Annotated in this window: 28 protein-coding genes; 14 read left to right on the forward strand and 14 right to left on the reverse strand. The window is 61.8% G+C overall.

What is annotated here, in order from left to right; genetic code table 11:
• Window positions 1–135 precede the first annotated feature (135 nt).
• Window positions 136–1,269: a GNAT family N-acetyltransferase gene (locus EGJ86_RS02940; protein ID WP_125833987.1), complete on the reverse strand. Its 1,134-nt coding sequence runs from the start codon at window positions 1,267–1,269 to the stop codon at window positions 136–138.
• 97 nt (window positions 1,270–1,366) lie between these two features.
• Here EGJ86_RS02940 and EGJ86_RS02945 point away from each other — a divergent pair, with 97 nt between their 5' ends.
• Window positions 1,367–1,972, forward strand: a complete 606-nt coding sequence (locus EGJ86_RS02945; protein ID WP_125833988.1) for an inorganic diphosphatase — start codon at window positions 1,367–1,369, stop codon at window positions 1,970–1,972.
• A gap of 157 nt (window positions 1,973–2,129) precedes the next feature.
• Here the strand turns inward: EGJ86_RS02945 and EGJ86_RS02950 are convergent, their stop codons facing one another.
• The 7 genes from EGJ86_RS02950 to EGJ86_RS02980 form a co-directional block, all read right to left on the reverse strand.
• Window positions 2,130–3,428 carry an OprO/OprP family phosphate-selective porin gene (locus EGJ86_RS02950; protein WP_125833989.1) on the reverse strand — a complete coding sequence of 433 codons (1,299 nt, stop codon included), beginning with the start codon at window positions 3,426–3,428 and terminating at the stop codon, window positions 2,130–2,132.
• Between the two features lie 158 nt (window positions 3,429–3,586).
• Window positions 3,587–3,919, reverse strand: coding sequence for a YnfA family protein (locus EGJ86_RS02955; protein ID WP_125833990.1), 333 nt, complete (start codon window positions 3,917–3,919; stop codon window positions 3,587–3,589).
• Between the two features lie 9 nt (window positions 3,920–3,928).
• Entirely contained in the window at window positions 3,929–4,357 is a 429-nt protein-coding gene (locus tag EGJ86_RS02960) for a hypothetical protein (protein WP_106733103.1), read from the reverse strand.
• 74 nt (window positions 4,358–4,431) lie between these two features.
• Entirely contained in the window at window positions 4,432–5,595 is a 1,164-nt protein-coding gene (locus EGJ86_RS02965; protein ID WP_106733104.1) for a CynX/NimT family MFS transporter, read from the reverse strand.
• 100 nt (window positions 5,596–5,695) lie between these two features.
• Entirely contained in the window at window positions 5,696–6,508 is an 813-nt protein-coding gene (locus EGJ86_RS02970) for an SDR family oxidoreductase (RefSeq protein WP_125833991.1), read from the reverse strand.
• Between the two features lie 105 nt (window positions 6,509–6,613).
• Window positions 6,614–6,982, reverse strand: coding sequence for a DUF2784 domain-containing protein (locus tag EGJ86_RS02975; protein WP_125833992.1), 369 nt, complete (start codon window positions 6,980–6,982; stop codon window positions 6,614–6,616).
• Window positions 6,983–6,988: 6 nt separating this feature from the next.
• Window positions 6,989–7,318 carry a DHCW motif cupin fold protein gene (locus tag EGJ86_RS02980; protein ID WP_125833993.1) on the reverse strand — a complete coding sequence of 110 codons (330 nt, stop codon included), beginning with the start codon at window positions 7,316–7,318 and terminating at the stop codon, window positions 6,989–6,991.
• A gap of 192 nt (window positions 7,319–7,510) precedes the next feature.
• Between EGJ86_RS02980 and EGJ86_RS02985 the strand changes: the two genes are divergently transcribed.
• From EGJ86_RS02985 to EGJ86_RS03000, 4 genes are all read left to right on the forward strand, one after another.
• Window positions 7,511–7,735 carry a DUF2061 domain-containing protein gene (locus EGJ86_RS02985; RefSeq protein ID WP_099522227.1) on the forward strand — a complete coding sequence of 75 codons (225 nt, stop codon included), beginning with the start codon at window positions 7,511–7,513 and terminating at the stop codon, window positions 7,733–7,735.
• Between the two features lie 156 nt (window positions 7,736–7,891).
• Window positions 7,892–9,190, forward strand: coding sequence for a serine/threonine protein kinase (locus EGJ86_RS02990; protein WP_125833994.1), 1,299 nt, complete (start codon window positions 7,892–7,894; stop codon window positions 9,188–9,190).
• On the forward strand, window positions 9,183–9,953 hold the full coding sequence (locus EGJ86_RS02995; protein WP_125833995.1) for a VacJ family lipoprotein: 771 nt from the start codon (window positions 9,183–9,185) through the stop codon (window positions 9,951–9,953). Before EGJ86_RS02990 ends, EGJ86_RS02995 begins: the two co-directional genes overlap by 8 nt.
• A gap of 109 nt (window positions 9,954–10,062) precedes the next feature.
• A complete protein-coding gene (locus EGJ86_RS03000; protein WP_125833996.1) occupies window positions 10,063–10,917 on the forward strand; it encodes a pirin family protein in 855 nt (284 codons plus the stop codon).
• Window positions 10,918–10,923: 6 nt separating this feature from the next.
• Here EGJ86_RS03000 and EGJ86_RS03005 read toward each other — a convergent pair whose 3' ends face one another.
• Window positions 10,924–12,105 (reverse strand): patatin-like phospholipase family protein, encoded by a 1,182-nt coding sequence (locus EGJ86_RS03005; RefSeq protein ID WP_125833997.1) that lies wholly within the window; start codon window positions 12,103–12,105, stop codon window positions 10,924–10,926.
• 179 nt (window positions 12,106–12,284) lie between these two features.
• Complete coding sequence (locus tag EGJ86_RS03015; RefSeq protein WP_125833998.1) at window positions 12,285–13,217, reverse strand: lipid A biosynthesis lauroyl acyltransferase; 933 nt, start codon at window positions 13,215–13,217, stop codon at window positions 12,285–12,287.
• A 217-nt stretch (window positions 13,218–13,434) separates the two neighbouring features.
• Between EGJ86_RS03015 and minC the strand changes: the two genes are divergently transcribed.
• The 6 genes from minC (at window position 13,435) to lpcA (ending at window position 18,188) form a co-directional block, all read left to right on the forward strand.
• Window positions 13,435–14,163 (forward strand): septum site-determining protein MinC, encoded by a 729-nt coding sequence (minC, locus tag EGJ86_RS03020; protein WP_106733111.1) that lies wholly within the window; start codon window positions 13,435–13,437, stop codon window positions 14,161–14,163.
• A 99-nt stretch (window positions 14,164–14,262) separates the two neighbouring features.
• Entirely contained in the window at window positions 14,263–15,078 is an 816-nt protein-coding gene (minD, locus tag EGJ86_RS03025) for a septum site-determining protein MinD (protein ID WP_037003648.1), read from the forward strand.
• Window positions 15,075–15,329, forward strand: a complete 255-nt coding sequence (minE, locus tag EGJ86_RS03030; protein WP_004423407.1) for a cell division topological specificity factor MinE — start codon at window positions 15,075–15,077, stop codon at window positions 15,327–15,329. Before minD ends, minE begins: the two co-directional genes overlap by 4 nt.
• Window positions 15,330–15,471: 142 nt before the next feature.
• Window positions 15,472–16,107, forward strand: coding sequence for an RluA family pseudouridine synthase (locus tag EGJ86_RS03035; protein ID WP_125833999.1), 636 nt, complete (start codon window positions 15,472–15,474; stop codon window positions 16,105–16,107).
• A 189-nt stretch (window positions 16,108–16,296) separates the two neighbouring features.
• The gene (locus EGJ86_RS03040; protein ID WP_125834000.1) at window positions 16,297–17,586 is read left to right on the forward strand and encodes a M18 family aminopeptidase; all 1,290 of its coding nucleotides are present in this window, start codon (window positions 16,297–16,299) and stop codon (window positions 17,584–17,586) included.
• Window positions 17,587–17,600: 14 nt separating this feature from the next.
• Window positions 17,601–18,188, forward strand: a complete 588-nt coding sequence (lpcA, locus tag EGJ86_RS03045) for a D-sedoheptulose 7-phosphate isomerase (protein WP_125834001.1) — start codon at window positions 17,601–17,603, stop codon at window positions 18,186–18,188.
• Window positions 18,189–18,463: 275 nt separating this feature from the next.
• Here the strand turns inward: lpcA and EGJ86_RS03050 are convergent, their stop codons facing one another.
• Window positions 18,464–19,213, reverse strand: coding sequence for an AraC family transcriptional regulator (locus EGJ86_RS03050; protein ID WP_125834002.1), 750 nt, complete (start codon window positions 19,211–19,213; stop codon window positions 18,464–18,466).
• A gap of 245 nt (window positions 19,214–19,458) precedes the next feature.
• Between EGJ86_RS03050 and EGJ86_RS03055 the strand changes: the two genes are divergently transcribed.
• Together EGJ86_RS03055 and lon are read left to right on the forward strand one after the other, a co-directional pair.
• On the forward strand, window positions 19,459–20,163 hold the full coding sequence (locus tag EGJ86_RS03055) for a hypothetical protein (protein ID WP_125834003.1): 705 nt from the start codon (window positions 19,459–19,461) through the stop codon (window positions 20,161–20,163).
• 61 nt (window positions 20,164–20,224) lie between these two features.
• A complete protein-coding gene (lon, locus tag EGJ86_RS03060) occupies window positions 20,225–22,618 on the forward strand; it encodes an endopeptidase La (protein WP_125834004.1) in 2,394 nt (797 codons plus the stop codon).
• On the opposite strand, the gene EGJ86_RS24940 is transcribed toward lon, so the two are convergent.
• On the reverse strand, window positions 22,615–22,779 hold the full coding sequence (locus EGJ86_RS24940; RefSeq protein ID WP_158620892.1) for a hypothetical protein: 165 nt from the start codon (window positions 22,777–22,779) through the stop codon (window positions 22,615–22,617). The two genes, lon and EGJ86_RS24940, sit on opposite strands and share 4 nt — an antisense overlap.
• Here EGJ86_RS24940 and EGJ86_RS03065 point away from each other — a divergent pair.
• Window positions 22,778–23,170, forward strand: coding sequence for a protease inhibitor I42 family protein (locus tag EGJ86_RS03065; RefSeq protein WP_125834005.1), 393 nt, complete (start codon window positions 22,778–22,780; stop codon window positions 23,168–23,170). The genes EGJ86_RS24940 and EGJ86_RS03065 overlap by 2 nt on opposite strands.
• Window positions 23,171–23,423: 253 nt before the next feature.
• On the opposite strand, the gene EGJ86_RS03070 is transcribed toward EGJ86_RS03065, so the two are convergent.
• Together EGJ86_RS03070 and EGJ86_RS03075 are read right to left on the reverse strand one after the other, a co-directional pair.
• Window positions 23,424–24,185, reverse strand: coding sequence for an ABC transporter permease (locus EGJ86_RS03070; protein WP_125834006.1), 762 nt, complete (start codon window positions 24,183–24,185; stop codon window positions 23,424–23,426).
• Window positions 24,182–25,111: an ABC transporter ATP-binding protein gene (locus EGJ86_RS03075; RefSeq protein WP_125834007.1), complete on the reverse strand. Its 930-nt coding sequence runs from the start codon at window positions 25,109–25,111 to the stop codon at window positions 24,182–24,184. The genes EGJ86_RS03070 and EGJ86_RS03075 overlap by 4 nt, the downstream gene beginning before the upstream one ends.
• Between the last annotated feature and the right edge of the window lie 93 nt (window positions 25,112–25,204).

Raw genomic sequence — 25,204 nt, forward strand, 5'->3', positions numbered from 1 at the left:
GTGAAGGGCGGAATTTAGTGGCAGACGTGAGCGGGCTTCTTGCTGAAAGCTCTGGAGTTTTTACAGAAATCTCCGACACGGGGAACTTCCGGCAAACAGCTGTTTCGGCCTTGTGCCGAGAACCTGATCGCTCGATCAGTCCCCGCTGGCCTGGCGAAAAGGCAGATAACTGCGCGCCTCCTCAGCGTAAACCCGCACGCCAGAGCGCTCCTGCTCGAGAAACTCGGCAACCGCAGCATGCAGCCCAGGATGGCAGAGATAATGCCAGGAGCGAGTGATGACCGGCTCGAAACCGCGAATCAGTTTGTGCTCACCCTGCGCGCCAGCATCGAAGCGTTGCAGACCTTCGGCGATGGCCAACTCCATGCCCTGATAAAAGCAGGTTTCGAAATGCAGCCGGTCGAATTCGGCCAGGCAGCCCCAATAGCGGCCATAAAAGGTATCGCCATCGACCAGGCTGAAGGCCATCGCCAGCGCACGACCATGCTGCGTGGCGAACACCACACGAATCATCTCGGGCATGCGTTCGGCCAGCAGGCTGAAAAAGTCCCGTGTCAGATAGGGCGCCTGACCACGCACGTGGTAAGTATTGGAGTAGCAGTGATAGACGAAATCCCAGTCCGCCTCGCCCAGCTCATGACCCAGGCGCCTGTCGAATTCGATGCCCTGCCCCGCCACCTGCTCCCGTTCCTTGCGCATCTGCTTGCGTTTGCGCGAACTGAGCGTATCGAGAAAGTCCTGAAAATCACGATAACCACGGTTGTGCCAGTGAAACTGACAACCGATGCGCTCCAACCAGCCTTGCCGCTGCATCAGCACAGTGTCGCAAGCCGGGCTGGTGAAATTGATATGCAGACTCGACAAGCCTTCCTCGCTCAACTCGGCTGCCAACGCATCGAGCAGCTCGGCAGCCGCACTGGCGTCGCCGAGCAAACGCGCTCCGGTCACCGGAGAGAACGGTACGGCGCCCAGCAGTTTGGGGTAGTAGGCGATGCCAGCACGTCGGCAGGCGTCAGCCCAGCCGTGATCGAAGACGTATTCGCCGTAAGAGTGCTGCTTCAGATAAGCCGGCAACGCTGCACGCACCTTGCCGTGCTCATCGCACCAGAGCCGGTGCGAGGGCTGCCAACCACTGCGACCGCCAACGCTACCGCTATCCTCCAACGCACTGAGAAAGGAATGACGCAGAAAGGGTTGTGGATTCGGCAGCAGAGAATCCCAAACGTCTGCCGGCAATGCATGAAGCGAGTCGATGATGGTGACGGACATGAGCTGAGTTCCAGAAGCCAGACTGCAATATATCTCTAACAAGCCCCCAGCAAGATGACTGCCGGTTTATCCACCCACAACCCTAACGGGAGTCATCATGCGTAAATCCCTGCTCGCCCTGGGCATCGCCATCGGCCTCACGGCCCCCTGCTCGTTCGCTGCACCCAGCATCGTCCATCCCTTTCATGCGGCACAGGCCGAAAACGCGCCGAATGACGTGCACATGGCGGTGGAAATTCCCGCCGGCAGCATCACCAAATACGAGATCAACGAGGAGGGCCTGGTCTTCGTCGACCGCTTCCAGTCGATGCCGGTTGCCTACCCCGCCAATTATGGCTCGCTGCCGCGTACCCTCGGTGGCGACAATGACCCACTCGATGCGCTGGTACTCACCCGCGAAGCGCTGCATCCAGGCGTGCTGATCAAATTCCGCCCTGTCGCGGTGCTGCGAATGATCGACGGTGGCGAGGCGGATGAAAAGATCATCGGCGTACCCAGCAGTGATGTCGACCCGACTTACGACAAGATTCGCGATGTCGACGACCTGCCGCTGATCGAACGCCAGCGCATCGAAGCTTTCTTTAGCGTCTACAAGCAGTTGCCGGAAGGTCGCAAGAAAGTCGAACTCAATGGCTACGGCAATGCAGCCGAGGCGCGACAGCTTATCGAAGAAGCACTGGAGCGTTTCCAGAAGAAAAACTGATCGCAGCGAGCAGAGAGCCCCAGCAGGTCTGGGGCTTTTTTGTTCAGTTGAAATGTATGGCGAATGAAATGGCGATGTTTTCGGTTACATGGCGCCAAGCTGGAAACAATAAAAAACCCCGCACAAGGCGGGGTTCAAAGGAGCAATCAGGTATTACTTAGAACGCGTACTGAGCGCGGAATACCATGCCGTCACCGTCATCGTCGCCATTGGCGTTGGTGGCGTTGTCGACCTTGGCCTTGACGTAGACACCGCTGATCTTGACAGCTTCGTTCACGTACCAGTTGACACCGAGGTTGTGGACCTTGGCTTCGATGTCACCGATAGCGGCACGAGCACCGTTGTCGTCGTCCACCGACAGGTTGTCATAGCGGTAGAACACCTCCCAGGCACCGATCTGCTTGTTGTTCGGCTTGATGCTGTCGAACTTGCCGAGCTTGTAGCCACGGGGCTCGCCGGTAAGGGTATAGGCAACCTGAGCGTAGTAGCCCTTGCCTTCGATATCGTCGAAGGCAGCGCTGTCAGCTTCCATCTCGCGCTTGATGTATTCGCCCTGAATAGAGAACGGGCCCATGGCGAACGCGGCTTCAAGACCGAGGGCGCTGTCGTTGTCGTAGGAACCTGCCGGCGAAACGTTGATACCGCCCAGAACCAGACGGTTGCCGTTGGTACCAGCGTCGTTACCACCATTGGTGCTCACGCCACGCATACCCATGCGGCTGCGGATACGAGCGTCGAATGCGGTGTCGGAAAGATCACGCTGGGCGTAGTTGATCCCGAAGTGCAGAACCTTGCCAGCCTCGTGCATCGGAGCGAAAACACCGCGGACGTTGAATTGCTTGGTGCTCTCACCGTCAACGTCGTTCTGGTCCTTGGCGCTCAGGCCAAAGGAACCGTACAAAGAGTCACCGGCGTTACCGGAAACCTGGATACCGAGACCGTTCTGATGGGCGTTGGCCCAGTCAACCAGATCGTAAGCAGCGGTACGCTCCTGGGCGGTGACCCACTTGGAGCTCGTGGCTTTTTCAAGACCGAACTCAGGGTCAAAGCGACCTACCTTGATGGATACCGGCGCGAAACCGTTATAGGCAATGGACGCTTCGTCGAAGTAACCGTCGTCGGCGCTGCCAGCGTTGTGGGAGAAGTCGTAGCTGAAGGTGTAAGCCCAGTCCTTGTAGACATAGCCCGACAACTCGAGGAAGGCGCGGCGGAAGTAGGCGGCATCGGCATTGTCACCGTTCACGGTATAGATGCCGTCGAAGGTGCTGTAGTCGGCCTGCAGACGACCACCAATCTTGAAACCGAACTGCTTGTCGGTGGTACCGACTTCCAGACCACCTTTGGTCTTGATCACGATATCGGCGCCGTCAGTGGTGACGGTACCGGCGAAAGCCTGGGCGGAAACGGCCAGGGCCAGGGCGCTGGCTACGAAACCGGCGAAGTGCTTACGGATCATCGAGAAATTCCCCTGTTGGACTTTTAGTGTTGAAAACACCCGAGCTGTAGGCTCGTTCGTGCTGGGGGAATCTTGGCGAGGGGTTATTTCAGCGCAGTTGCCGATATATAAAGATTTGATGACAACGGAACTTTTTACTTCCGATGCTTATAAGCAGATCAGGATGAGTGCAGCCGCGGTCCCAGCAGGATGATCAAAGCACCCGCCAGACACAGCGCAGCGCCCAACCAGTCGCTGAGCATTGGCCGGGTCTTTTCGATCAGCGCCAGCCACAACAGCGAAGCGACGATATACACACCGCCATAGGCGGCATAAGCGCGACCGGCGAAGGAGGCTTCGACGCGGGTCAGAATCAGCGCGAACAGCGCCAGGCTTAGCAGCCCGGGAGCGACCCACCAGGCGCTGCGATCGAGCCGCAGCCACATCCAGAAGGCATAGCAACCGGCGATCTCGAACAGGGCCGCCAACAGAAACCATAGATAGTTGATCATTCTCGCCCCCTAACCGCGCAAGGCGCCTTCGCGCTCCCAAGCGCAACGCACGCGTAGCCCACCTTCCTGCGGACTATGAAAGCCGCTATCGGACTCCCAGCGAAAGGTATGCATACCGTTGAGTTCGGTTTCCAGATGCACCACTGCGCTGGCCCAGTACAGACGCTTGAGCAGCGCCTCGAAGGCTTCGATCCACAGGTTCCATTCGTATTCGATCGCGCCATAGCTGGCGCCGAAGTGGATCACCTGGGTCTGGTAAAGGCCGGCACCGGGTTGGTCGCAGAAGGAGAACATTTCACGACCAAGAAACGGCCAGAGCTCGCCGGCCGGCAATTCGGCCAGCACGCCATGATTGGTTTCACGGCGCAGGCGACGTTGCTCGGGGTCATCCGAGGGCCAGTCGCGGATGCAGCCATAGACGATGGATTCGGACTCCACACCGGCACTCCTGAAAAAGCAGAACGCCTTCTAACACAGCACGCCTGGGCAAGAAAGGAACTGCTGCCAATTCTTCAGCGAGGCTGACGCCTGCTACGCCCCAGCAACCACGCCACCAGCGTCATCACCAGCGCCAGCGCAGTGAGCACTGCAAACGGCAGACGGTAGCTGCCGGACAGGTCGCGCGCCAAGCCGGTGAGAATGGGCGTCAGGCAACCCAGGCTGTAACCGGTGAACAGCATCATCGCCGTCCAGCGGCTGACGGCCATTGGCGAACCGGCCTCGTACAGCGGCAGCACCAGCGACAGGGCGAAGGAGCCACCCAGCGAAAAACCCAAGATCACCGCCCACAGTTCCGGAACGAAACGCGGCATGAAGGTGACCATCGCCAGACAACCGCAGGTGACCGCACCGCAAGCCAACAGTAGCGGATAACGCGCGTTGTAGCGCTGCGCCAGCCAGGGCAGCAGGAACGAGCTGGGCAGCCCCATGAGCATGGCCAGACTGAGCAGCGAGTTGCTGCGCAGCATGCTCAGCCCCGCTTCGTGATAACGCGCCACAGCCCAGGTCGCGATGGCATAGAACAAGCCCGCTTGAATGGCGAAGAAGCAACTGATCAGCCACGCGCGCGGCTGCCGCCAGGGCAGGCCACCGCTTTCCTGCTCATTGGCAGCACCCGCCTGGTTGGGCAGCCACAGCCAGAGCATGACCCCGAACAGCGCAGGCGCCGCCCATACCGCCAGGCCCAGGTGCCAGGCGTCACCGAACAACGCGGTGGCCGGCGCGGTGAGCACTGCGCCACCGGCCCCGCCAATGGCCATGCCCAGTGAATACCAGCCCACCACGCGCCCCATCTGGCTGGCGAAGTGACGCTTGATGAATCCCGACAACAACGGCCCGGCGACCGCGATGGCAGCGCCGAGGGCAATGGCGCTGCCGATCAACACCGCACTCTGGTGCGCGGCCAGACGTGCCAGCAGCGCCAGGCCGATCAGCCCGAGGCAGAGCACGATGGTGCGCTCGAGCCCCCAGCGCATCGCCAGGCGCGGCGCCAGCGGCGCGAGCAGGCCCATGCACAACACCGGCAAGGCCGTGGTCAGACTGATGAAGCTGCGACTCAGCGACAGCTCTGCAGCGATGCGTTCGATCAGCGGTGCAAGGGAAGTGATGCCGGGGCGCAAATTGATCGCCGCCAGCACCAGGGCCACTAGCAGTAGGGCCCGAGGGACTGGTTTCACGAGGTATCCGAAGTCATTACGGCAGGCAGGCCGGGGCGGCCACCCTACCCCCGGAGGCCACACCAGGCAAGCCTGCCGGTGAAAATAGCTGACCCTGTGGTCAGCTGATCGATTTGACCTTGCCGCGCATTTTTTCGGCCATGCTGGCCATCTCGTCGTACAGCGCCTGCGGATTCTTCTGCTTCAGTGCCCAGGCCATGCGGCCCATCTCATGCGGCAGAATCAGGAAGCTGCCCTTGGCCACTTCGTCATGAATGTAAGTGGCGATATCTGCCGCGCTGATCGGCGAGCTTTCCAGCAGCTTGCCGACCTGGGCCTTCATCGCCGGAGTCGGGCCACGGAAGGAGTCCAGCAGGTTGGTCTGGAAGAAGGATGGGCAGACCACGTGCACGCCGATCTCCATTTGACGCAGCTCTACCAGCAGACTTTCCGACAGCGCCACTACACCGGCCTTGGCGACGTTGTAGTTGCTCATGCCCGGCCCCTGCATCAGCGCCGCCATCGAGGCGATGTTGACGATCTTGCCCTTGCTCTTTTCCAGCAGCGGCAGGAATGCCTTGCAGCCCTTGACCACGCCCATCAGGTTGATCGAGATCTGCCAGTCCCAGTCCTCCAGCGACAGTTCGCTGAAAAAGCCGCCAGAGGCGACACCGGCGTTATTGACGATGATGTCGATACCACCGAACTGCTCCTCGCAGGCCTGCGCCAGAGCGGTCAGCTGGCTATAGTCACGCACGTCGCAGCGTCGGGTGAAGCCATCACCGCCAGCCTCACGGACCAGTTTCAATGTTTCCGCCAGGCCGGCCTCGTTGACGTCGGCCAGCGCCATTCGCCAGCCCTCGCGTGCCCAACGCAGGGCAATTTCGCGTCCCAGGCCGGAGCCCGCGCCAGTGATCATCATGCGGTTTTGCATAGCGGCCCTGCCTTCAATGTTTGGTTGCAATGATTGGCAGTGTAGCGAAGGCAATAAAGCACCCGCGCCTTCATCAGACTTATGAATAGGCAGGGCAAATCGCGATCAAGCCTTGTTGCGCCAGCGCCAGATCAGCCAGGCGTATATGCTCAGGTTGACCAACACCACGATCGCACCCAGCCAGAGCTGGATCTGTGGCGTGAGCCCGGCCGGATAGATCAGCGGTATCAGGTAATGCTCGATAAAGCCGCCGTCATAGCCGGCCTGCCCGGCCGCGCGGCGTAACTGGTTTTCCCAGGGAGTCAGCGGACACCCCAGATGCAAACACTCCACCACGATGCCCCAGGCAACTGCAGGCATATGCAGCCAGATCAGACGCGGCCAGCGCAGCAGCAACAAGCCACCTAGTAGCACGAACAGGATGAAACCCAGGTGCACCAGCACCAGGGCATCGGCAGCTATGCGCCAAAGCATTGCGACTCAGTCCACCACGAACAGGCGTGCGCCAGACATCGTCGATGAACGATGAGCCTCGGCCCCATCAGCCACCTGATAACTCATACCAGGCTTGAGCACGAATACCCGACCATCCTCAAGCTCGGTGGCCAGCTCTCCCTCCAGGCACAACAGCACATGCCCTTTCCGGCACCAGTGGTCGGCCAGGTAGCCCGGCGAATACTCGACCATGCGCACACGCAGCGCACCGAACTGGCAAGTACGCCAACGTGCAACGCCACGCTCACCCGGATGCTCGGTCGCTGGTATCGCAGCCCAGTCCGTTACGCCAAAGGGAATATCACTGATCTGCATCGCCCAACTCCACCGAAAGAGAGCGCCACCTTAACGCAGACACCCCAAGGCAAAATAAATAGAAAGAGACTTTATAAGAATAGAAATCAATTGACCAACACTATCAAGACCATGCAAAGGCCACATTTCCCGACACTGACGAACAGGACTAGCCTCTCTTACATGACGAAATGATTCCCAACGAGGTGCATCATGCTCAAGACCCTGACCTTCACCATCATGCACTTCTGCATCGCCTTCGCCGTTACCTATGCCCTGACTGGCAGTGTCGCAGCCAGCGGCATGGTGGCGGCCATCGAGCCCCTGTGCAACTCGGTGGGCTTCTACTTTCATGAGAAGGTCTGGCAGCGTTTCGAACGCCGTCGTCAGCCTGCGGCAGAGCGCCCAAAGCATGCCTGGCTGCACCACCATGCCTGATTGAAAAAGCCTGAAGTCAGTCGTCGCGCGCCTCTGGTGGCGGCCACACATGTTTCCTTGAGATAAGGCAGGATAGTCTGGCACTTTGCCCCGCTTGCTGCTGTCATAAGCCAGCTGCTCAACCCAGACGTTCTCTTATTCAAAGGGACTTAATACATGCCCAGCCTTGTCCGACTCGCCGCCTTGCTCGGTGGCCTGGTCTTCTGTGCCTCCGCGATGGCCGCCGACGTGGATGCCGAAAGCTACGGCTATCCACTGGCCAACCCGTTCGAGGCGACCATCGCCACCACGCCGCCGGAGCTGCGCCCGACGCTGCCGGCCGATGGCGACATCCGGCAACGCGACTACTCGGTACGCCTGCGGCCGGATCGTGAGTTTGAGTTGCTGGACAACTTCTGGCCGGTGACCAAGCTGCGTTACCGCCTGGCCCAGCAGAACGGTCGTGCGCCGCTGATTTTCATCATCTCCGGCACCGGCGCGCACTATGCCAGCGGCACCACCGAATACCTGAAGAAGCTGTTCTACGGCGCTGGCTTCCATGTCGTGCAGCTGTCGTCGCCGACCAGCTACGACTTCATGGCCGCTGCCTCGCGCTCGGCCACGCCAGGCTACAGCCCGGATGATGCCGACGATCTGTACCGCGCCATGCAGGCCGTGCGTGCCCAGCATCCAAAGCTGGAGATCAGCGAGTTCCTGCTCACCGGCTACAGCCGGGGGGCGCTGCATGCCGCCTTCGTCAGCCAGTTGGACGAAACCCGCCGAGCCTTCGATTTCAAACGCGTGCTGCTGCTCAACCCGCCGGTCAACCTCTACACCTCTGTCAGCAACCTGGACAAGCTGGTGCAGACCAAGGTGCAAGGCATCGACAACAGCACCAATTTCTATGACCTGGTGCTGGGCAAGCTGACTCGCTACTTCAACGACAAGGGCTACCTCGATATCAACGAGGCCATGCTCTACGACTTCCAGCAATCCAAGGAAAAACTCTCCGACGAGCAGATGGCGATGCTGATCGGCACCTCGTTCCGCTTCTCGTCGGCCGATATCGTCTTCACTTCGGACCTGCTCAACCGCCGCGGCCTGATTACCCCGCGCGACTACCGCATCACCGAGAGCACCAGCCTCACGCCGTTCTTCCAGATGGCTCTGCGCTGCGACTTCGACTGCTACATCGCCGAACAACTGATGCCCATGTGGCGTGCGCGCTATGACGGCGGCAGCCTCAACCAGTTGATCGACAAGAGCAGCCTCTACGCCCTGGAGGACTACCTCAAAGGCAGCGACAAGGTCTCGGTGATGCACAATGCCGACGATCTGATCCTCGGCCCAGGCGATATCGGCTTCCTGCGCCGCACCTTCGGCGACCGCCTGACCCTTTACCCGCGTGGCGGGCACTGCGGCAACCTCAACTATCGCGTCAACAGCGACGCCATGCTGGAGTTCTTCCGTGGTTAAGCACAGTACCCTTATCCTCGCCCTGCTGCTGGCCAGCGGGCAGACACTGGCCGAAGGCCAAGTCGACGCAGACGGTTTCACCAATCCGCTGCAGAACCTGCAATTCAACCCTGGGTTGGATCAACAAGAGTTCGAACGCGCCTCCAGTGACGCCCTGCAGGTCTATGACCCACTGGAGTCGTGGAACCGACGCGTCTACCACTTCAACTACCGTTTCGATCAGTGGGTGTTCCTGCCCGTGGTCGACGGCTACCGCTACGTCACGCCGAACTTGGTGCAGACCGGCGTGCACAACTTCTTCAACAACCTCGGCGAGATTCCCACGCTGGCCAACAGCGTGCTGCAGCTCAAGGGCAAGCGGGCGATGAACAGCACCGCTCGCTTGCTGTTCAACACCATCCTCGGGGTGGGCGGCGTCTGGGACCCAGCCACGAAGATGGGCCTGCCGCGCCTGAGCGAAGACTTCGGCCAGACGCTGGGTCACTACGGCGTGCCCGCCGGCCCGTACCTGATGCTGCCGCTGCTCGGTCCGTCGAACCTGCGCGATACCGGTGGCCTGGTCGCGGACTACAGCCTGGAGAATGCGGGCAACTACCTCGATGTGGCCGACGCCAGCCGCAGCAACCCAGGCATTACCGTGCTGCGCGTGGTCGATACCCGCGCCAACACCGGTTTCCGCTACGGCCAGCTGAACTCGCCATTCGAGTACGAAAAGCTGCGCTTCTTCTATCACGAGTCGCGCAAGTTGAAGATCGCCGACTGAGCCAGGGTTATGCATCGACTTTCTCGATGCATAACCCGTAAATTTTCCACCCAAATATCGATTCAATGCGACTAGCATGGCGTCATTCCTACCTTTCAAGGAGCTCGCCATGACCTCGCAACGCCGCGTCATCAGCATCCAGCCCGGCCAACCTGCCTCCGACGGCGCCGGTGTGCGCCTCAACCGTGTGATCGGCGGCCCCGGCCTGGAGCGCTTCGATCCGTTTCTGATGCTCGACGAGTTTTCCACCGACAATCCCGACGACTACATCGCCGGCTTCCCGCCGCACCCGCATCGTGGCTTCGAGACCATCACCTACATGCTCGAGGGGCGCATGCGCCATGAGGATCACCTGGGCAACGTCGGCCTGCTCGGCAGCGGCGGTGTGCAGTGGATGACCGCTGCGCGCGGCATCATCCACAGCGAGATGCCCGAGCAGGAATCCGGTGCCATGCGCGGCTTCCAGCTGTGGCTCAACCTGCCAGCCAAGGACAAGCTGGGCGAAGCGGGCTATCGCGACATTCCAGCCAGCGAGATCCCGCGCATCGACACAGCGTCCGGTGCCGAGGTGGTGGTGATCGCCGGTGAATTCGATGACGGCGATATCCGCCAGGCCGGCGCCGTGCAACGTCCGCACACCCAGCCTCAGCTGTTCGATCTGAATCTGCCAGCCGGCAGCCAGATCTCACCGCGCCTGGCCGATGGTCAGCGGGTGATGCTCTACGTCTACCAGGGTTTGCTGGAGCTGCCTGGGGCCAGCGCTCAACCGGTCAGCGCCGGGCACCTGGTGCGCCTGTCCGACGAGGGTGAGCTGCACCTGGCCAGCGCCCAGGGCGCGCGAGTGCTGCTGATCGCCGGCACACCGCTGAAAGAGCCCATTGTCCAGTACGGGCCGTTCGTGATGAACAGCCGCGAGGAAATCGAGCAGGCCCTGCGCGATTTTCGTGATGGCGTGCTGGCCTGAGCTGAATCAGGCGGACTGGACGACCTCGGTCAAGCCAAGGAAACGGCAGAGGTCGGCCTTGCGCGTCATCGCGTCCTGGTAGCCTAGTTCGATCAGTTCACTGCAATAGCCAGGCTCGAACAGCAGGTAACTGAGCACGCCCGCCCCACCCGCCTTGGTCGCACCCGGCCCGCGCAGGAACAGTCGCAGCGCCTTGGGCAGCTCACGTTGATGGCGTGCGGCGATCTGATCCAGCGGCTGGCTCGGAGCGATCACCAGCACATCCACCGGATTCAAACCCAGGTTGCGCGGACGCCGCTCCGGCGGCACCAGCGCGCTCATCTGGTTGAGTCGTTCGAGCAGCTCGATATCGGTTTCCAGGTTGTCGATGAAGGTGCTGTTGAGCATATGCCCACCGATCTGCGCCAGGCTCGGCGGGCGGTTGGCAGGGTTGACCGGAACAGGCACTTGCGGATCACCTTGCGCGTTGCCGCTGACGCCAATCACCAACACGCGGCTGGCGCCAAGGTGCAGCGCGGGGCTGATCGGGGCTGCCTGGCGCACCGCACCGTCACCGAAATATTCGCGGTTGATCTTTACCGGCGGAAAGATCAGCGGGATCGACGCGCTAGCCAGCAGGTGGTCGAGTTGCAACCGCGTCGGCACACCCACGCGGCGGTGGCGGAACCAGGGGTCGATGGTGGCGCGGCCTTGGTAGAAGGTCATTGCCTGACCGCTTTCGTAGCCGAAGGCTGTCACCGCCACGGCACGCAGCTGGCGATGACGCACCGCCGCCGCGATACCAGAGAAATCCAGCTCGCGCTCCAGCAACTCGCGCAATGGCGAACTGTCGAGCAAGGCCACCGGCACATCGCGCCCCAGACCGAGCAAGCTGTGGCCGACGAAGCGTGCCGCCTGGCGCAGCACGCCCGGCCAGTCGCTGCGATAAACCATATGGGTATGAAAGCCCTGCCACACCGTGGTCAGGCGCCGTACCGCCTCGCCGAACTGCAGTGCGCCACAGGCCAGACTGACAGCATTGATCGCCCCGGCCGAGGTGCCAACTATCACCGGAAAGGGGTTGTGCGAGGCGTCCGGCAACAGGTCGGCAATGGCCGACAGCACGCCCACCTGATAGGCCGCCCGTGCCCCACCACCAGAAAGGATCAACCCGGTAACGGGCGCATCGGGACGGGCAATCACGGTCATCAGGCGATCCTGTTTTTCGTTGCAGTATAGATGGGCTAGCAGGCCGTTGAAAAACGTAGGCGAGGCAGGCAAGGCTAGGCAAAAACGGCCGAAAAAGCGCAGTTTACGCGTTGTAAATGAGCATTTTGAGGCCGTTTTTAACGCAGCATTGCCAACGCAGGTAGTTTTTCAACAGCCTGCTACTTGCGCTTACCGTAGAGCTTCTGCTCGCCCTCGGGACGCGTCTTGAAGCGACGGTGCGCCCACAGGTACTGCTCCGGACAGGTGCTGATCGCCTGTTCGACCCACTGGTTGATCCGCAGGCAATCGGCCTCTTCGCTTTCTCCCGGGAAGCCTTCGAGCGGCGGATGGATCACCAGGCGATAACCGCTGCCATCGGCCAAACGCTGCTGAGTGAACGGCACCACACGCGCCTTGCCCAGGCGAGCGAACTTGGTGGTGGCGGTAACCGTCGCCGCCTGGATGCCGAACAACGGTACGAAGATGCTCTGCTTGCGACCGTAATCCTGATCCGGCGCATACCAGATGGCGCGACCGGCACGCAGCACCTTGAGCATCGCTCGAATATCCTCGCGCTCGATGGCGGTGGCATCGAGGTTGTGGCGCTCGCGGCCACGACGCTGTATGAAGTCGAACAACGGGTTGTCGTGCTCGCGGTACATGCCGTCGATGGTGTGCAACTGGCCGAGCAGCGCGGCACCGATCTCCAGGGTGGTGAAGTGCACCGCCATGAGGATCACGCCCTGCCCTTCGGCTTGCGCCTGCTGCAGATGCTCGAGGCCTTCGACGTGCGCCAGGCGAGCCAAGCGCGCCTTGGGCCACCACCAGCTCATGGCCATCTCGAAGAAGGCGATGCCGGTGGAAGCGAAGTTTTCCTTGAGCAAACGCTCGCGCTCAGCGGTGCTCTTGCCAGGAAAGCACAGCTCCAGATTGCGCGCAGCGATCTGCCGACGCGAGCTAGCCGTGCGGTACATCAGCCAGCCCAGTGCCCGCCCCAGTTTCAACTGCAAGCCATAAGGCAACTGCACCACCAGCCACAGCAGCCCAAAGCCAAGCCACAGCGGCCAGAAGCGCGGATGAAGAAAATAGGCGCGAAAGCGGGGGCGATCCATGAAAGGTTTCCGATCACTTACAAAGCCGCGCATTCTAACGCAGTTTGCCCGACCGGCTCGCTGGCATCACAGCCGTCAGAGCAGGTCACGACAGCGAATCGACAGCCAAGCTTTCACCTCGCCCCTGCCTGGCTGACGCACGTGGCTTGCGGCATGCGGGCTATCTCGTTATAAGTCCGGGCATCTTTCGACTCGCCAGAAGGCCCATCGCACCACCATGAGCCAAGCCGACCTCCTCGCCCAAGACCCCGTATTCCAGCTCAAGGGCAGCATGCTCGCCATCACTGTGATGGAACTGGCGCACAACGATCTCGAACGCCTCGACGCGCAACTGACGGAAAAAGTCGCCCAAGCCCCGGCCTTCTTCAGCAACACGCCGCTGGTGCTGGCGCTGGACAAACTGCCGGAGGGCGAAGGCGAGCTGGACCTGGCCGAGCTGATGGCCGTCTGCCGCCGCCACGGCCTGCGTACCCTGGCCATCCGCGCCTCACGTGAAAGCGACGTTGCCGCGGCCGAAGCCATGGATCTGCCAGTCCTGCCGCCATCCGGCGCACGCGAACGCCCTCTCGATCCAGCACCGAAAAAAATCGAAGAAAAGCCCGCCGAACCCGAGCACAAACCCAGCCGCATCATCACCAGCCCGGTGCGCGGCGGGCAGCAGGTCTATGCCCAGGGTGGCGATCTGATCGTGCTGGCGCCGGTCAGCGCCGGGGCGGAACTTCTCGCCGATGGCAACATCCATGTTTACGCGCCCATGCGCGGCCGCGCCCTGGCGGGCATCAAGGGCAACACCAAGGCACGGATTTTCTGTCAGCAAATGGGCGCCGAAATGCTGTCGATCGCCGGCCATTACAAGGTCGCCGAAGACCTGCGCCGCGACCCGCTGTGGGGCGATGCGATACAGGTCAGTCTGTCGGGTGACGTGTTGAACATCACCCGCCTTTAACGGATACTTCCGCCACTTTTTACGGACATAAAAAGGGCATCTGGAAGCCTCGAATGGCCTCAGATTCCCGCGTTTTTTAATTTTTTGGGGTGAATCACCTTGGCCAAGATCCTCGTAGTCACTTCCGGCAAAGGTGGCGTCGGTAAAACCACCACCAGCGCTGCCATCGGTACCGGTCTCGCCCTGCGCGGCCACAAGACCGTCATCGTCGACTTCGACGTCGGCCTGCGTAACCTCGATCTGATCATGGGCTGCGAACGCCGCGTAGTGTACGACTTCGTCAACGTCGTCAACGGCGAAGCCACCCTGACCCAGGCCCTGATCAAGGACAAGCGCCTCGAGAACCTCTACGTGCTGGCCGCCAGCCAGACCCGTGACAAGGACGCCCTGACCCTGGAAGGCGTCGAGAAGGTCATCTCCGAGCTGTCGCAGAATTTCGAATACGTGGTCTGCGACTCGCCTGCTGGTATCGAGAAGGGTGCACACCTGGCGATGTATTTCGCCGACGAAGCCATCGTCGTGACCAACCCGGAAGTGTCCTCGGTACGTGACTCCGACCGCATGCTCGGCCTGCTGGCGAGCAAGTCGCGCCGCGCCGAGAAAGGCGAAGAGCCGATCAAGGAACATCTGCTGCTGACCCGCTACAACCCCGAGCGTGTCACCAAGGGCGAAATGCTCGGCGTCGAAGACGTCGAGGAAATCCTCGCCATCCGTCTGCTCGGCGTGATCCCCGAATCCCAGGCCGTGCTCAAGGCATCCAACCAGGGCATCCCGGTCATCCTTGATGACCAGAGCGATGCCGGCCAGGCCTACAGCGACGCTGTTGATCGCCTGCTTGGCAAGGAAGTCGCGCACCGCTTCCTGGATGTGAAGAAGCAGGGCTTCCTGCAGCGCCTGTTTGGAGGTCGAGAATGAATATTTTTGACTTCTTGCGTTCGCGCAAGAAGGAAACCACCGCATCCATCGCCAAAGAGCGCCTGCAGATCATCGTTGCCCACGAACGCGGCCAGCGTACTCAGCCGGACTACCTGCCTGCCCTGCAGCAGGAGTTGGTGGAAGTGATCCGCAAGTACGTCAACATCGACTCTGATCAGGTACAGGTTGCACTGGAAAACCAGGGCAGCTGCTCGATTCTGGAGCTCAATATCACTCTGCCGGATCGTTAATCGAGTCCAGTTGCGCTCACGGCGGCTTCGGCCGCCGTGTTTATTTGTAGCAACACGCACCTGTAGGAGCGGATTCATCCGCGAAGCTTCTTCAGGCCAACAGCATCGCGGATAAATCCGCTCCTACACCAGCCCACACACCATGCCGCTAAGCCAGATCGAAATTCTCCACCAGGACGCCGCCTTGCTGGTGATCAACAAGCCCACCCTGCTGCTGTCGGTGCCCGGCCGCGCCGATGACAACAAGGATTGCCTGGTCACCCGCCTGCAGGAGAACGGCTACCCCGAGGCGCGCATCGTCCATCGGCTGGACTGGGAAACCTCCGGCATCATCGTCCTGGCCCGCGATGCCGACAGCCACCGCGAGCTGTCGCGCCAGTTCCACGACCGCGAAACCGAGAAGGCCTACACCGCCCTGTGCTGGGGCCAGCCGCAGGCCGATAGCGGCACCATCGATCTGCCGCTGCGCTATGACCCACCGACCAAGCCGCGTCACGTCGTCGATCACGAACTGGGCAAGCACGCCCTGACCCACTGGCGCATCGTCAAACGCTGCGGCGACTGGTGCCGGGTCGAGCTCACACCCATCACCGGCCGCTCGCACCAGTTGCGCGTGCATATGCTGTCCATCGGTCATCCACTGCTAGGCGACCGTCTCTACGCCCATGAGCAGGCCCTGGCAGCCCATGAACGGCTGTGCCTGCACGCCAGCATGCTCGCCCTCACCCATCCGCAAACGCGCGAACGTCTGCGCTTCGAATGCCCAGCGCCGTTCTGATAACTCCCGCCCCCACGCCCCGTAGGGTACGCAATGCGCACCAGCAAAGGCGACGGGGCGATCTCAGACCGCAAACGCGCAGCGCACCCTACCCGCGGATAGTCTGAAACTATCGCCCCAAACAAGTGCGCAGCCGGCACAGCGCGATGCAAATTGGTTACACTCGCGCCATCGTTGCCCGGAGTCCCTATGCGCGAAGAACTGATCCAAGGCTTGCTCGATTTTCTCAACGCCTCGCCGACGCCTTTCCATGCCACCACCAGCCTGGCCATGCGCCTGGAAGCCGCGGGTTACCGCCATCTAGACGAACGCGCGCCCTGGCAGACCGAAGCCGGCGGCCGTTACTACGTGACCCGCAACGACTCCTCGATCATCGCTTTCAAGCTGGGCAAGCGCCCGGCCGTCGATGGCGGCATTCGCCTGGTCGGTGCCCATACCGACAGCCCCTGCCTGCGCGTCAAGCCAAATCCAGAACTACAGCGCCAGGGCTTCTTCCAACTCGGCGTGGAAGTCTACGGCGGCGCCCTGCTCGCCCCCTGGTTCGACCGCGACCTGTCGCTGGCTGGCCGCGTGACCTACCGCCGCGACGGCAAGGTCGAAAGCCAACTGATCGACTTCTACCAGCCCATCGCCGTGATCCCCAGCCTGGCCATCCACCTCAACCGCGAGGCCAACCAGGGCTGGGCGATCAACCCGCAGAACGAGCTGCCGCCGATTCTGGCCCAACTGGCCAGCAGCGAAACCGCCGACTTCCGCGCCCTGCTCGCCGAACAACTGGCCATGGAGCACGACTTCAACCCGGACGCAGTGCTGGACTATGAACTGAGCTTCTACGACACCCAGAGCGCCGCCATCGTCGGTCTCAACCAGGATTTCATCGCCAGCGCCCGCCTGGACAACCTGCTGTCCTGCTATGCCGGCCTGCAAGCACTGATCGAATCCGATGACGAGGAAACCTGCGTACTGGTCTGCACCGACCACGAAGAAGTCGGCTCCTGCTCCGCCTGTGGCGCCGACGGCCCCTTCCTCGAACAGGTGCTGCGCCGCGTGCTGCCTAGCGGCGATGCTTTCGTTCGCACTATCCAGCGCTCGTTGTTGGTGTCGGCCGACAACGCCCATGGCGTACATCCGAACTACGCCGACAAGCACGACGGCAACCACGGACCCAAACTCAACGCCGGCCCGGTGATCAAGATCAACAGCAACCAGCGCTATGCCACCAACAGCGAGACCGCCGGTTTCTTCCGCCACCTGTGCCTGGAAAACGAAGTGCCGGTACAGAGTTTCGTGGTGCGCAGCGACATGGGCTGCGGCTCGACCATCGGCCCGATCACCGCCAGCCAGCTCGGCGTGCGCACGGTCGACATCGGCCTGCCCACCTTCGCCATGCACTCGATCCGCGAACTGGCTGGCAGCCATGATCTGGATCACCTGGTGAAAGTGCTGACCGCCTTCTATTCCAGCCCTGAACTCCCTTGAGGTTCTGAGACGCGATGATCGAACATATCCGCAACAGCCTGCAGGAAGCCCAGCGCGCGCTGGAGGCCTTCCTCGCCAACGAGCAGCCCCTGGGCAACATCCAGAAGGCAGCCGAACTGCTGGTCGAGAGCTTCGAGAACAAGGGCAAGGCCTTCTCCTGTGGTAATGGCGGCTCGATGTGCGACGCCATGCACTTCGCCGAGGAACTGACCGGGCGCTACCGCAAGAACCGCCCCGGCATCGCCGCAGTGTCGATCAGCGACCCCAGCCATATCAGCTGCGTGGCCAACGATTTCGGTTACGACTTCATCTTCTCGCGCTACATCGAGTCCCACGGCCGCGCTGGTGACGTGTTGATCGCCATCAGCACCAGCGGCAAGAGCCCCAACGTGGTGAAAGCCGCCGAAGCGGCCAAGACGCTGGGCGTGAAGGTGATCGCCCTGACCGGCAAGCCCGGCTCGCTGCTGGAAAGCCTGGCCGACGTGTGCATCTGTGCCCCCGGTGGCGACTTCGCCGACCGCGTGCAGGAACTGCACATCAAGACCCTGCACATCCTCATCGAGCTGATCGAGCGCAAGCTGAGCCCGCAGAACTACGCCTGAGAATGGGTAGGGTGGGCCGGGCGGCGATCCGCTTCAGCCCATCGTCGGCTTTAATGACATGTGGGCTGACTGGCGGGCTGAAGCCCACCCTACTCGATTGAGCGATCTTCGGCGTTGCGCCAATGCTGGGTTACGCCGCTGCTGATGTGGTGGCGTGTTCAACAAGGTGACAGGCGCCACTCTCCTGAACTGCCAGCCCTGTAGGAGCGAGCTCTGCTCGCGAACAGCAGCAGCAAAAGCTTCGCGAGCAGAGCTCGCTCCCACAAAAGCGCGAGTCAGGCGGCGCGCAGGCGTTTCGGGGTCAGGCCCATATAGCGGCGCATGGCCGTGGTCAGCGCACTCTGGCTGGAGAAACCGCATTCCTCGGCGATACGCACCAATGGCAGGTTGCTCTCGCGCAGCATGCGCGCGGCTCGGTCCAGGCGGGTCTGGAGCAGATACTGGTGCGGCGTGAGGCCGACGCTGTCCTTGAACTGGGCATGGAAGTGGCTGGGGCTCAGGCACATTTCGTGCGCCAGCTCGGCGACACTGATGCGCCGCGCCAGGTGCTCGCCGATATAGTCATCCAGACGCTGCATATCCATCGCTCCCTGCGGCGGTCGGCGCTGCTCGCCGAACAGGCGCAGGTGCAGGGCTCGGAGCAACACGCCACCGAGAGAGCGGGCGAGAATCGAGTCGCTGCCATAGCGCTCCAGCTCCGCGCCGGCATAGGTCAGCAGGTGCTGGAAATCGACATCGAGGGCGGGATAGCGAGGCGTTTCGAACAGACGGTGGAGTAGCTCCAGGTCTTCGCTGGGGGTGTCATGCTCGTCCAGATCGAGGATCAGCATGCGGTTGTCCCCCATGCCGGCGAACTGGTGAGCAGCATCGCCCGGTACCAGGCAGGCACGCATGCGGCAGACTTCTCCACCACGACCGCCGACTTCGAATTCGGCGCGGCCGACCAGAGACATCACCAGTTGATGATGGTCATGGGCATGTTCATGGGCCTGTTCATCCAGGCGGATCACACGGGCTTGCAACATCGCAAAAGACTGGCGGCACGAAACAAGGGTTGCACTTTACTCCTTTCCAACAGAAAACGCCGCAACCACCCATCAGCGAAATGGTTGCACCTATAGCAACCTACGCACCAAATCGCATCTCCGAATACCCGCTGGCTCCATTACCGTGCACCCTATCAACCCCGTTGAACCGCATTACGTAGCCTCGGGAAAATGGCAGGAGAGTTGCTTCGCTCCTCTCTAACGATCATGACAAGCGAACCTCAATGAGTAATGCCGCCCTCATTTTTCTGACCCTGCTGGTCGCGTTGCTCACACTTAGCTACTGGCTCACCCACCGCGCGGAAAATCGCCAGTTGAGAGCCAGCAAGCAGGCGGATACCAGGATCGTGCAGCGCTGCCTCGACCTGCTTCAGGCCTTGCAGCAACATCGCGGATTGGGCGCACAGCTGGATGCCGCGAGCCTTGCGCAGCGCAATGCGCAGGCGCAGCAGCTGGACCAGCTTTGGCTCGACTGGCCCGGCGCCGACATGCAACTACCAGCCTTGCAGCAACAGTGGCCGCAGTTGCGCCGCAAACCTGCCGACTTCGCTGCCCACTGCCGACTGATCGAGGCACTGCTGACGGTGATCGAACAACTCGAAGATCGCCTCTACCGTCAGCATCACCCCAGAATTCGCGGGCTCGGTGAGGCCTGCCGCGCGCTGGAAGACCTTGCCAGGCTGCGCGGCCTGGCGGTACGCGCGGCCAATTACGAACGCTGCCCGCCCGGCCTGCAGATGCAATTGCGCTTTCTCTGCAAGCGCATGCTCGATCAGGAACAGGACTCGCATCTGCTCGCACTGATCGAGCGCCTGCAGAGTGATCTGATCGAACCCGCGCAGATTCGCCTGGCGCCCGGTGAGTGCTTCGCCCTGCTCACCCCACTGATCGAACAGCGCCTGCAGGGCATTCGTCTGAGCCTCGATTGAAACGTTGAAAAAATCCCGCAGTCGCCCCATGTAGCAACCAACGTGCAAGCAAAGGTGCTCCATGAACGATCAGGACATCCACTCCGAAGCTGTCGACGACAACGTGCAATCCACCACCGGCCTGGTGCTGCCCGCACAAAGGCTGCCGGACAAGCTCTATATCATCCCTATCAACAATCGCCCGTTCTTCCCCGCGCAGGTATTGCCGGTGATCGTCAACGAGCACCCTTGGGGGCGCACGCTCAAGCGCGTGGACAACACCGAACACAAATGCCTGGCGGTGTTCTACGTCGACAACCCACCGGACGAGCACGGCGAGTTCGATCTCGATAGCCTGCCCGAGCACGGCACCCTGGTGCGCGTGCACCACGTCAGCGAGGAAGGCGGCAAGCTGCAGTTCGTCGCCCAGGGCCTGACCCGCGTGCGCATTCGTGGCTGGCTCAGCCGGCGCGGCCCCTACCTGGCCGAAGTCGAATACCCGCAGCCGCCGGCCTACCCGCGCGACGAGGTCAAGGCCTACGGCATGGCGCTGATCAACGCGATCAAGGAGCTGCTGCCGCTCAACCCGCTGTACAGCGAAGAGTTGAAGAATTACCTCAATCGTTTCAGTCCCAACGAGCCTTCACCGCTCACTGACTTCGCCGCCGCTCTGACCACTGCTTCCGGCCATGAACTGCAGGAAGTGCTCGACACCGTGCCCATGCTCAAGCGCATGGAGAAGGTGCTGCCGCTACTGCGCAAGGAGGTCGAGGTCGGTCGACTGCAGAAAGAACTGTCGGCCGAAGTGAACAAACAGATCGGCGAGCGCCAGCGCGAGTTCTTCCTCAAGGAGCAGCTCAAGCTGATCCAGCAGGAGCTGGGTCTCAGCAAGGACGACAAGAGCGCGGATCGCGAGGAATTCCTCGCCCGCCTCGAAGGCAAGACCCTGCCTGCGCAGGCGCAGAAGCGCATCGACGAGGAGCTGAACAAGCTGTCGATCCTCGAAGCCGGCTCGCCGGAGTACGCCGTCACGCGCAATTATCTGGACTGGTCCACCGCTCTGCCCTGGGGCATTCATGGCCAGGACAAGCTCGACCTGGGCCGCGCGCGCAAGGTGCTGGACAAGCACCACGCCGGCATGGACGACATCAAAGAGCGCATCACCGAGTTCCTGGCCGTCGGCGCCTTCAAGGGTGAGATTGCCGGCTCCATCGTACTGCTGGTCGGCCCGCCCGGCGTGGGCAAGACCAGTATCGGCAAATCCATCGCCGAGTCGCTCGGCCGGCCGTTCTACCGTTTCTCGGTGGGCGGCATGCGTGACGAGGCGGAGATCAAGGGCCATCGCCGTACCTACATCGGCGCCATGCCCGGCAAGCTGGTGCAGGCGCTGAAGGAAGCCGAGGTGATGAACCCGGTGATCATGCTCGACGAGATCGACAAGATGGGCACCAGCTACCAGGGCGACCCGGCCTCGGCGCTGCTGGAGACCCTCGATCCAGAGCAGAACGTCGAGTTCCTCGACCACTACCTGGATCTGCGCCTGGACCTGTCCAAGGTGCTGTTCGTCTGCACCGCCAACACTCTCGACTCCATCCCCGGCCCGCTGCTCGACCGCATGGAAGTGATCCGCCTGTCCGGCTATATCACCGAGGAAAAACTGGCCATCGCCAAGCGCCACCTGTGGCCCAAGCAGTTGGAAAAAGCCGGCGTGCCGAAGACGCGCCTGTCCATCAGCGATGCGGCGCTGCGCGCGGTGATCGAAGGCTATGCCCGCGAAGCCGGCGTGCGCCAGTTGGAGAAGCAACTGGGCAAGCTGGTGCGTAAATCAGTGGTGAAGCTACTGGACGATCCCGAGGCGAAGATCCGCATTGGTGCCAAGGATCTCGAGGAAGCCCTCGGCATGCCGGTATTCCGCAACGAGCGAGTGCTGGCCGGCACTGGGGTGATCACCGGCCTGGCCTGGACCAGCATGGGCGGTGCGACCCTGCCGATCGAAGCGACGCGTATCCATACGCTCAATCGCGGCTTCAAGCTCACCGGCCAGCTCGGCGAAGTGATGAAGGAGTCGGCGGAGATCGCCTACAGCTACGTCAGCTCGCATCTGAAGCAGTTCGGCGGCGACCCGACCTTCTTCGACCAGGCCTTCGTCCACCTGCACGTACCGGAAGGCGCCACGCCCAAGGATGGCCCCAGTGCTGGCATCACCATGGCCAGCGCCCTGCTGTCGCTCGCGCGCAACCAGGCGCCGAAGAAAGGCGTAGCCATGACCGGCGAGCTGACCCTCACTGGCCAGGTGCTGCCCAGCGGTGGCGTACGCGAGAAAGTGATCGCGGCGCGGCGGCAGAAGATCCATGAACTGATCCTGCCGGAGGCCAATCGCGGCAGCTACGAGGAACTGCCGGACTATCTCAAAGAAGGCATTACCGTGCACCTCGCCAAGCGCTACAGCGACGTGGCCAAGGTGTTGTTCGACTAGACAGACAGATGTGGGAGCGGGCGTTGCTCGCGAAGCTTTTCAGCCTCGCCAATATTCGCGAGCAGAGCTCGCTCCCACAGCAAGCCGCGCATCTCCAAGGTCGCCACCGACAGGTCTATGCCGCTATGCTGGGCCAGGTTTCGTCGACTGGAGTTCTTCATGCACGCCACCTTGCGCCTGCTTACCCTGCCCGCCCTGGCCCTGCTTACGGCCTGCGCCCATCAATCCGGCACGCTGGAGCTGAAGAAGGATCGGCAGTGCCCGCTGACGCTGAACAAGGGTCAGCAGCTGATTCTCAGCCTGCCCAGCAACCCCACCACCGGGTTTCGCTGGGACGTGCGTGATGCTGCGCCGGGCGTGCTGCAGAGCCTCGGCCCCGAGGTCTACAGCAACCCGGAAGACGCTGGGCTGGTGGGTGCTGGCGGCATCTCCACCTGGCGCTTCACCGCACGTGAGCCAGGCGAAGGTCGCCTGCTGCTGACCTACCAGCAACCCTGGGAGCCGAACGTGCCGCCAGCGGAAACCTTTGAGTGTGAAGTGCGGGTTAAGTGAGCAAGCCGAACACGGTAGAGCTTCTGTGGGAAGGGCTTTAGCCGCGACGACTTGACATCAATCGCCGCTAAAGCGCCTCCCACGGTTCCGTGCCACCATCTATTCATTGGCGGGTTTCACCCGCCCTACAGGCTGCGAACGAACAAGGGGCGCATGATGCGCCCCCTCATTTCAATCGTTTCGCGGCTGAAGCCGCTCCTAAAATCAGAGGCGTACGCGACCTATGTAGGAGCGGCTTCAGCCGCGAATGGCCTCAGCTCTTTAGCCGGTAACCGGTCTTGAAGATCCAGCCGACCAGCAGAATGCATAGCGTCAGGAAGCCCAGCACCATCGCCAGGCTGACGCCGACGTTGACGTCAGACACGCCGTAGAAGCTCCAACGGAAGGCGCTGATCAGGTACACCACGGGGTTGAACAGGGTCACCGTCTGCCAGGCTGGCGGCAGCATGCTGATCGAATAGAAAGCGCCGCCGAGAAAGGTCAGTGGCGTGACGATCAGCGCCGGGACGATCTGCAATTTCTCCCAGCCATCGGCCCACACACCGATGATGAAGCCGAACAGGCTGAAGGTCAGCGCGGTGAGCACTAGGAAAGACGCCATCCACAGCGGATGCTGAATCTCGAAATCGACGAACAGCCTGGCGGTGAGCAGGATGATGATGCCGAGGATCACCGACTTGGTCGCCGCCGCGCCGACATAGCCGATCAGAATTTCCAGGTACGAGACCGGCGCCGACAGAATCTCGTAGATGCTCCCCGAATACTTGGGCATGTAGATGCCGAACGAGGCGTTGGAAATGCTCTCGGTCAGCAGTGCCAGCATGATCAGACCCGGAATGATGAAGGCGCCGTAGCTCACGCCCTGCACCTGGGTCATGCTCGAACCGATGGCCGAGCCGAACACCACGAAATACAGCGAGGTGCTGATCACCGGCGTGGCGATGCTCTGCAGCAGGGTGCGCCAGGTGCGCGCCAGCTCGAACAGGTAGATGGCCTTGATGGCGTACAGGTTCATGCGCGCGACTCCTCCAACAGTGACACGAAAATCTCCTCCAGCGAACTCTGGCTCGACTGCAGATCCTTGAAGTCGATGCCGTGCTGAGCCAGGTCGCGCAGCAGTTCGGCGATGCCGGTGTTCTCGTGCTGGGCATCGAAGGTGAACACCAGAGCATGGCCCTGATCGGCCAGCTCCAGGCCATAGCGCGACAGCTCGGCCGGCACGCAGGACAGCGGCTGCTGCAGGTGCAGGGTCAGCTGCTTCTTGCCCAGCTTGTGCATCAGCACCTGCTTGTCTTCCACCAGGATGATGCGGCCCTTACTGATCACCCCGATGCGGTCGGCCATTTCCTCGGCCTCCTCGATGTAGTGGGTGGTCAGGATGATGGTCACGCTGCGCTCACGCAGACGCCGCACCATGTTCCACATGTCGCGGCGCAGCTCGACGTCGACGCCAGCGGTGGGCTCGTCGAGAAAGAGAATCTGCGGTTCGTGGGAGAGCGCCTTGGCGATCATCACTCGGCGCTTCATGCCGCCGGACAGCTCCATGATCTTGGCGTTGCGTTTGTCCCATAGCGACAGATCCTTGAGCAACTGCTCCAGGTAGGCCGGGTCGGGCTTCTTGCCGAACAGACCGCGGCTGAACTTTACCGTCGCCCAGACGGTTTCGAACACGTCGCTGACCAGTTCCTGTGGCACCAGACCGATCTGCGAGCGGGCCGCGCGGTAGTCACGGACGATGTCCTTGCCGCCGACCAGCACCTTGCCATCGCCCGGATTGACGATGCCGCAGATGATGCTGATCAGGGTGGTCTTGCCCGCGCCGTTGGGGCCGAGCAAGGCGAAAATCTCGCCCTGGCGAATGTCCAGGTCGATGCCTTGCAGCGCCGGATGCCCGGACGCATAGATCTTGTTCAGTTGCTGGATGGAGATGACCGACTGCACGGTGGATGGCCCCTTGCCTGCGGAAAACGAAACAGTTTACAGGGCATGAGCCGCCGACATCAGCGCGCGGAAGAAAAAACGGCGCACTTGTGG

The organism is Pseudomonas sp. o96-267 (assembly GCF_003935465.1).
Lineage (GTDB): Bacteria > Pseudomonadota > Gammaproteobacteria > Pseudomonadales > Pseudomonadaceae > Aquipseudomonas > Aquipseudomonas sediminis.

Excerpts from the sequence above, each read along its gene's own strand:
- EGJ86_RS02970 (WP_125833991.1), bottom strand. The coding sequence starts at position 6,508 with ATGCAAAACCGCATGATGATCACTGGCGCGGGCTCCGGCCTGGGACGC.
- minC (WP_106733111.1), top strand. The coding sequence starts at position 13,435 with ATGAGCCAAGCCGACCTCCTCGCCCAAGACCCCGTATTCCAGCTCAAG.
- EGJ86_RS03065 (WP_125834005.1), top strand. The coding sequence starts at position 22,778 with ATGCACGCCACCTTGCGCCTGCTTACCCTGCCCGCCCTGGCCCTGCTT.
- lon (WP_125834004.1), top strand. The coding sequence starts at position 20,225 with ATGAACGATCAGGACATCCACTCCGAAGCTGTCGACGACAACGTGCAA.
- EGJ86_RS02955 (WP_125833990.1), bottom strand. The coding sequence starts at position 3,919 with ATGATCAACTATCTATGGTTTCTGTTGGCGGCCCTGTTCGAGATCGCC.
- EGJ86_RS02945 (WP_125833988.1), top strand. The coding sequence starts at position 1,367 with ATGCGTAAATCCCTGCTCGCCCTGGGCATCGCCATCGGCCTCACGGCC.
- EGJ86_RS03015 (WP_125833998.1), bottom strand. The coding sequence starts at position 13,217 with ATGGATCGCCCCCGCTTTCGCGCCTATTTTCTTCATCCGCGCTTCTGG.
- lpcA (WP_125834001.1), top strand. The coding sequence starts at position 17,601 with ATGATCGAACATATCCGCAACAGCCTGCAGGAAGCCCAGCGCGCGCTG.
- EGJ86_RS03005 (WP_125833997.1), bottom strand. The coding sequence starts at position 12,105 with ATGACCGTGATTGCCCGTCCCGATGCGCCCGTTACCGGGTTGATCCTT.
- EGJ86_RS02950 (WP_125833989.1), bottom strand. The coding sequence starts at position 3,428 with ATGATCCGTAAGCACTTCGCCGGTTTCGTAGCCAGCGCCCTGGCCCTG.
- EGJ86_RS03070 (WP_125834006.1), bottom strand. The coding sequence starts at position 24,185 with ATGAACCTGTACGCCATCAAGGCCATCTACCTGTTCGAGCTGGCGCGC.
- EGJ86_RS03055 (WP_125834003.1), top strand. The coding sequence starts at position 19,459 with ATGAGTAATGCCGCCCTCATTTTTCTGACCCTGCTGGTCGCGTTGCTC.
- EGJ86_RS03035 (WP_125833999.1), top strand. The coding sequence starts at position 15,472 with ATGCCGCTAAGCCAGATCGAAATTCTCCACCAGGACGCCGCCTTGCTG.
- EGJ86_RS24940 (WP_158620892.1), bottom strand. The coding sequence starts at position 22,779 with ATGAAGAACTCCAGTCGACGAAACCTGGCCCAGCATAGCGGCATAGAC.
- EGJ86_RS02975 (WP_125833992.1), bottom strand. The coding sequence starts at position 6,982 with ATGCTTTGGCGCATAGCTGCCGATGCCCTGGTGCTGGTGCACCTGGGT.
- minE (WP_004423407.1), top strand. The coding sequence starts at position 15,075 with ATGAATATTTTTGACTTCTTGCGTTCGCGCAAGAAGGAAACCACCGCA.
- EGJ86_RS03050 (WP_125834002.1), bottom strand. The coding sequence starts at position 19,213 with ATGTTGCAAGCCCGTGTGATCCGCCTGGATGAACAGGCCCATGAACAT.
- EGJ86_RS02980 (WP_125833993.1), bottom strand. The coding sequence starts at position 7,318 with ATGCAGATCAGTGATATTCCCTTTGGCGTAACGGACTGGGCTGCGATA.
- EGJ86_RS02990 (WP_125833994.1), top strand. The coding sequence starts at position 7,892 with ATGCCCAGCCTTGTCCGACTCGCCGCCTTGCTCGGTGGCCTGGTCTTC.
- EGJ86_RS02985 (WP_099522227.1), top strand. The coding sequence starts at position 7,511 with ATGCTCAAGACCCTGACCTTCACCATCATGCACTTCTGCATCGCCTTC.
- EGJ86_RS03000 (WP_125833996.1), top strand. The coding sequence starts at position 10,063 with ATGACCTCGCAACGCCGCGTCATCAGCATCCAGCCCGGCCAACCTGCC.
- EGJ86_RS03040 (WP_125834000.1), top strand. The coding sequence starts at position 16,297 with ATGCGCGAAGAACTGATCCAAGGCTTGCTCGATTTTCTCAACGCCTCG.
- EGJ86_RS02940 (WP_125833987.1), bottom strand. The coding sequence starts at position 1,269 with ATGTCCGTCACCATCATCGACTCGCTTCATGCATTGCCGGCAGACGTT.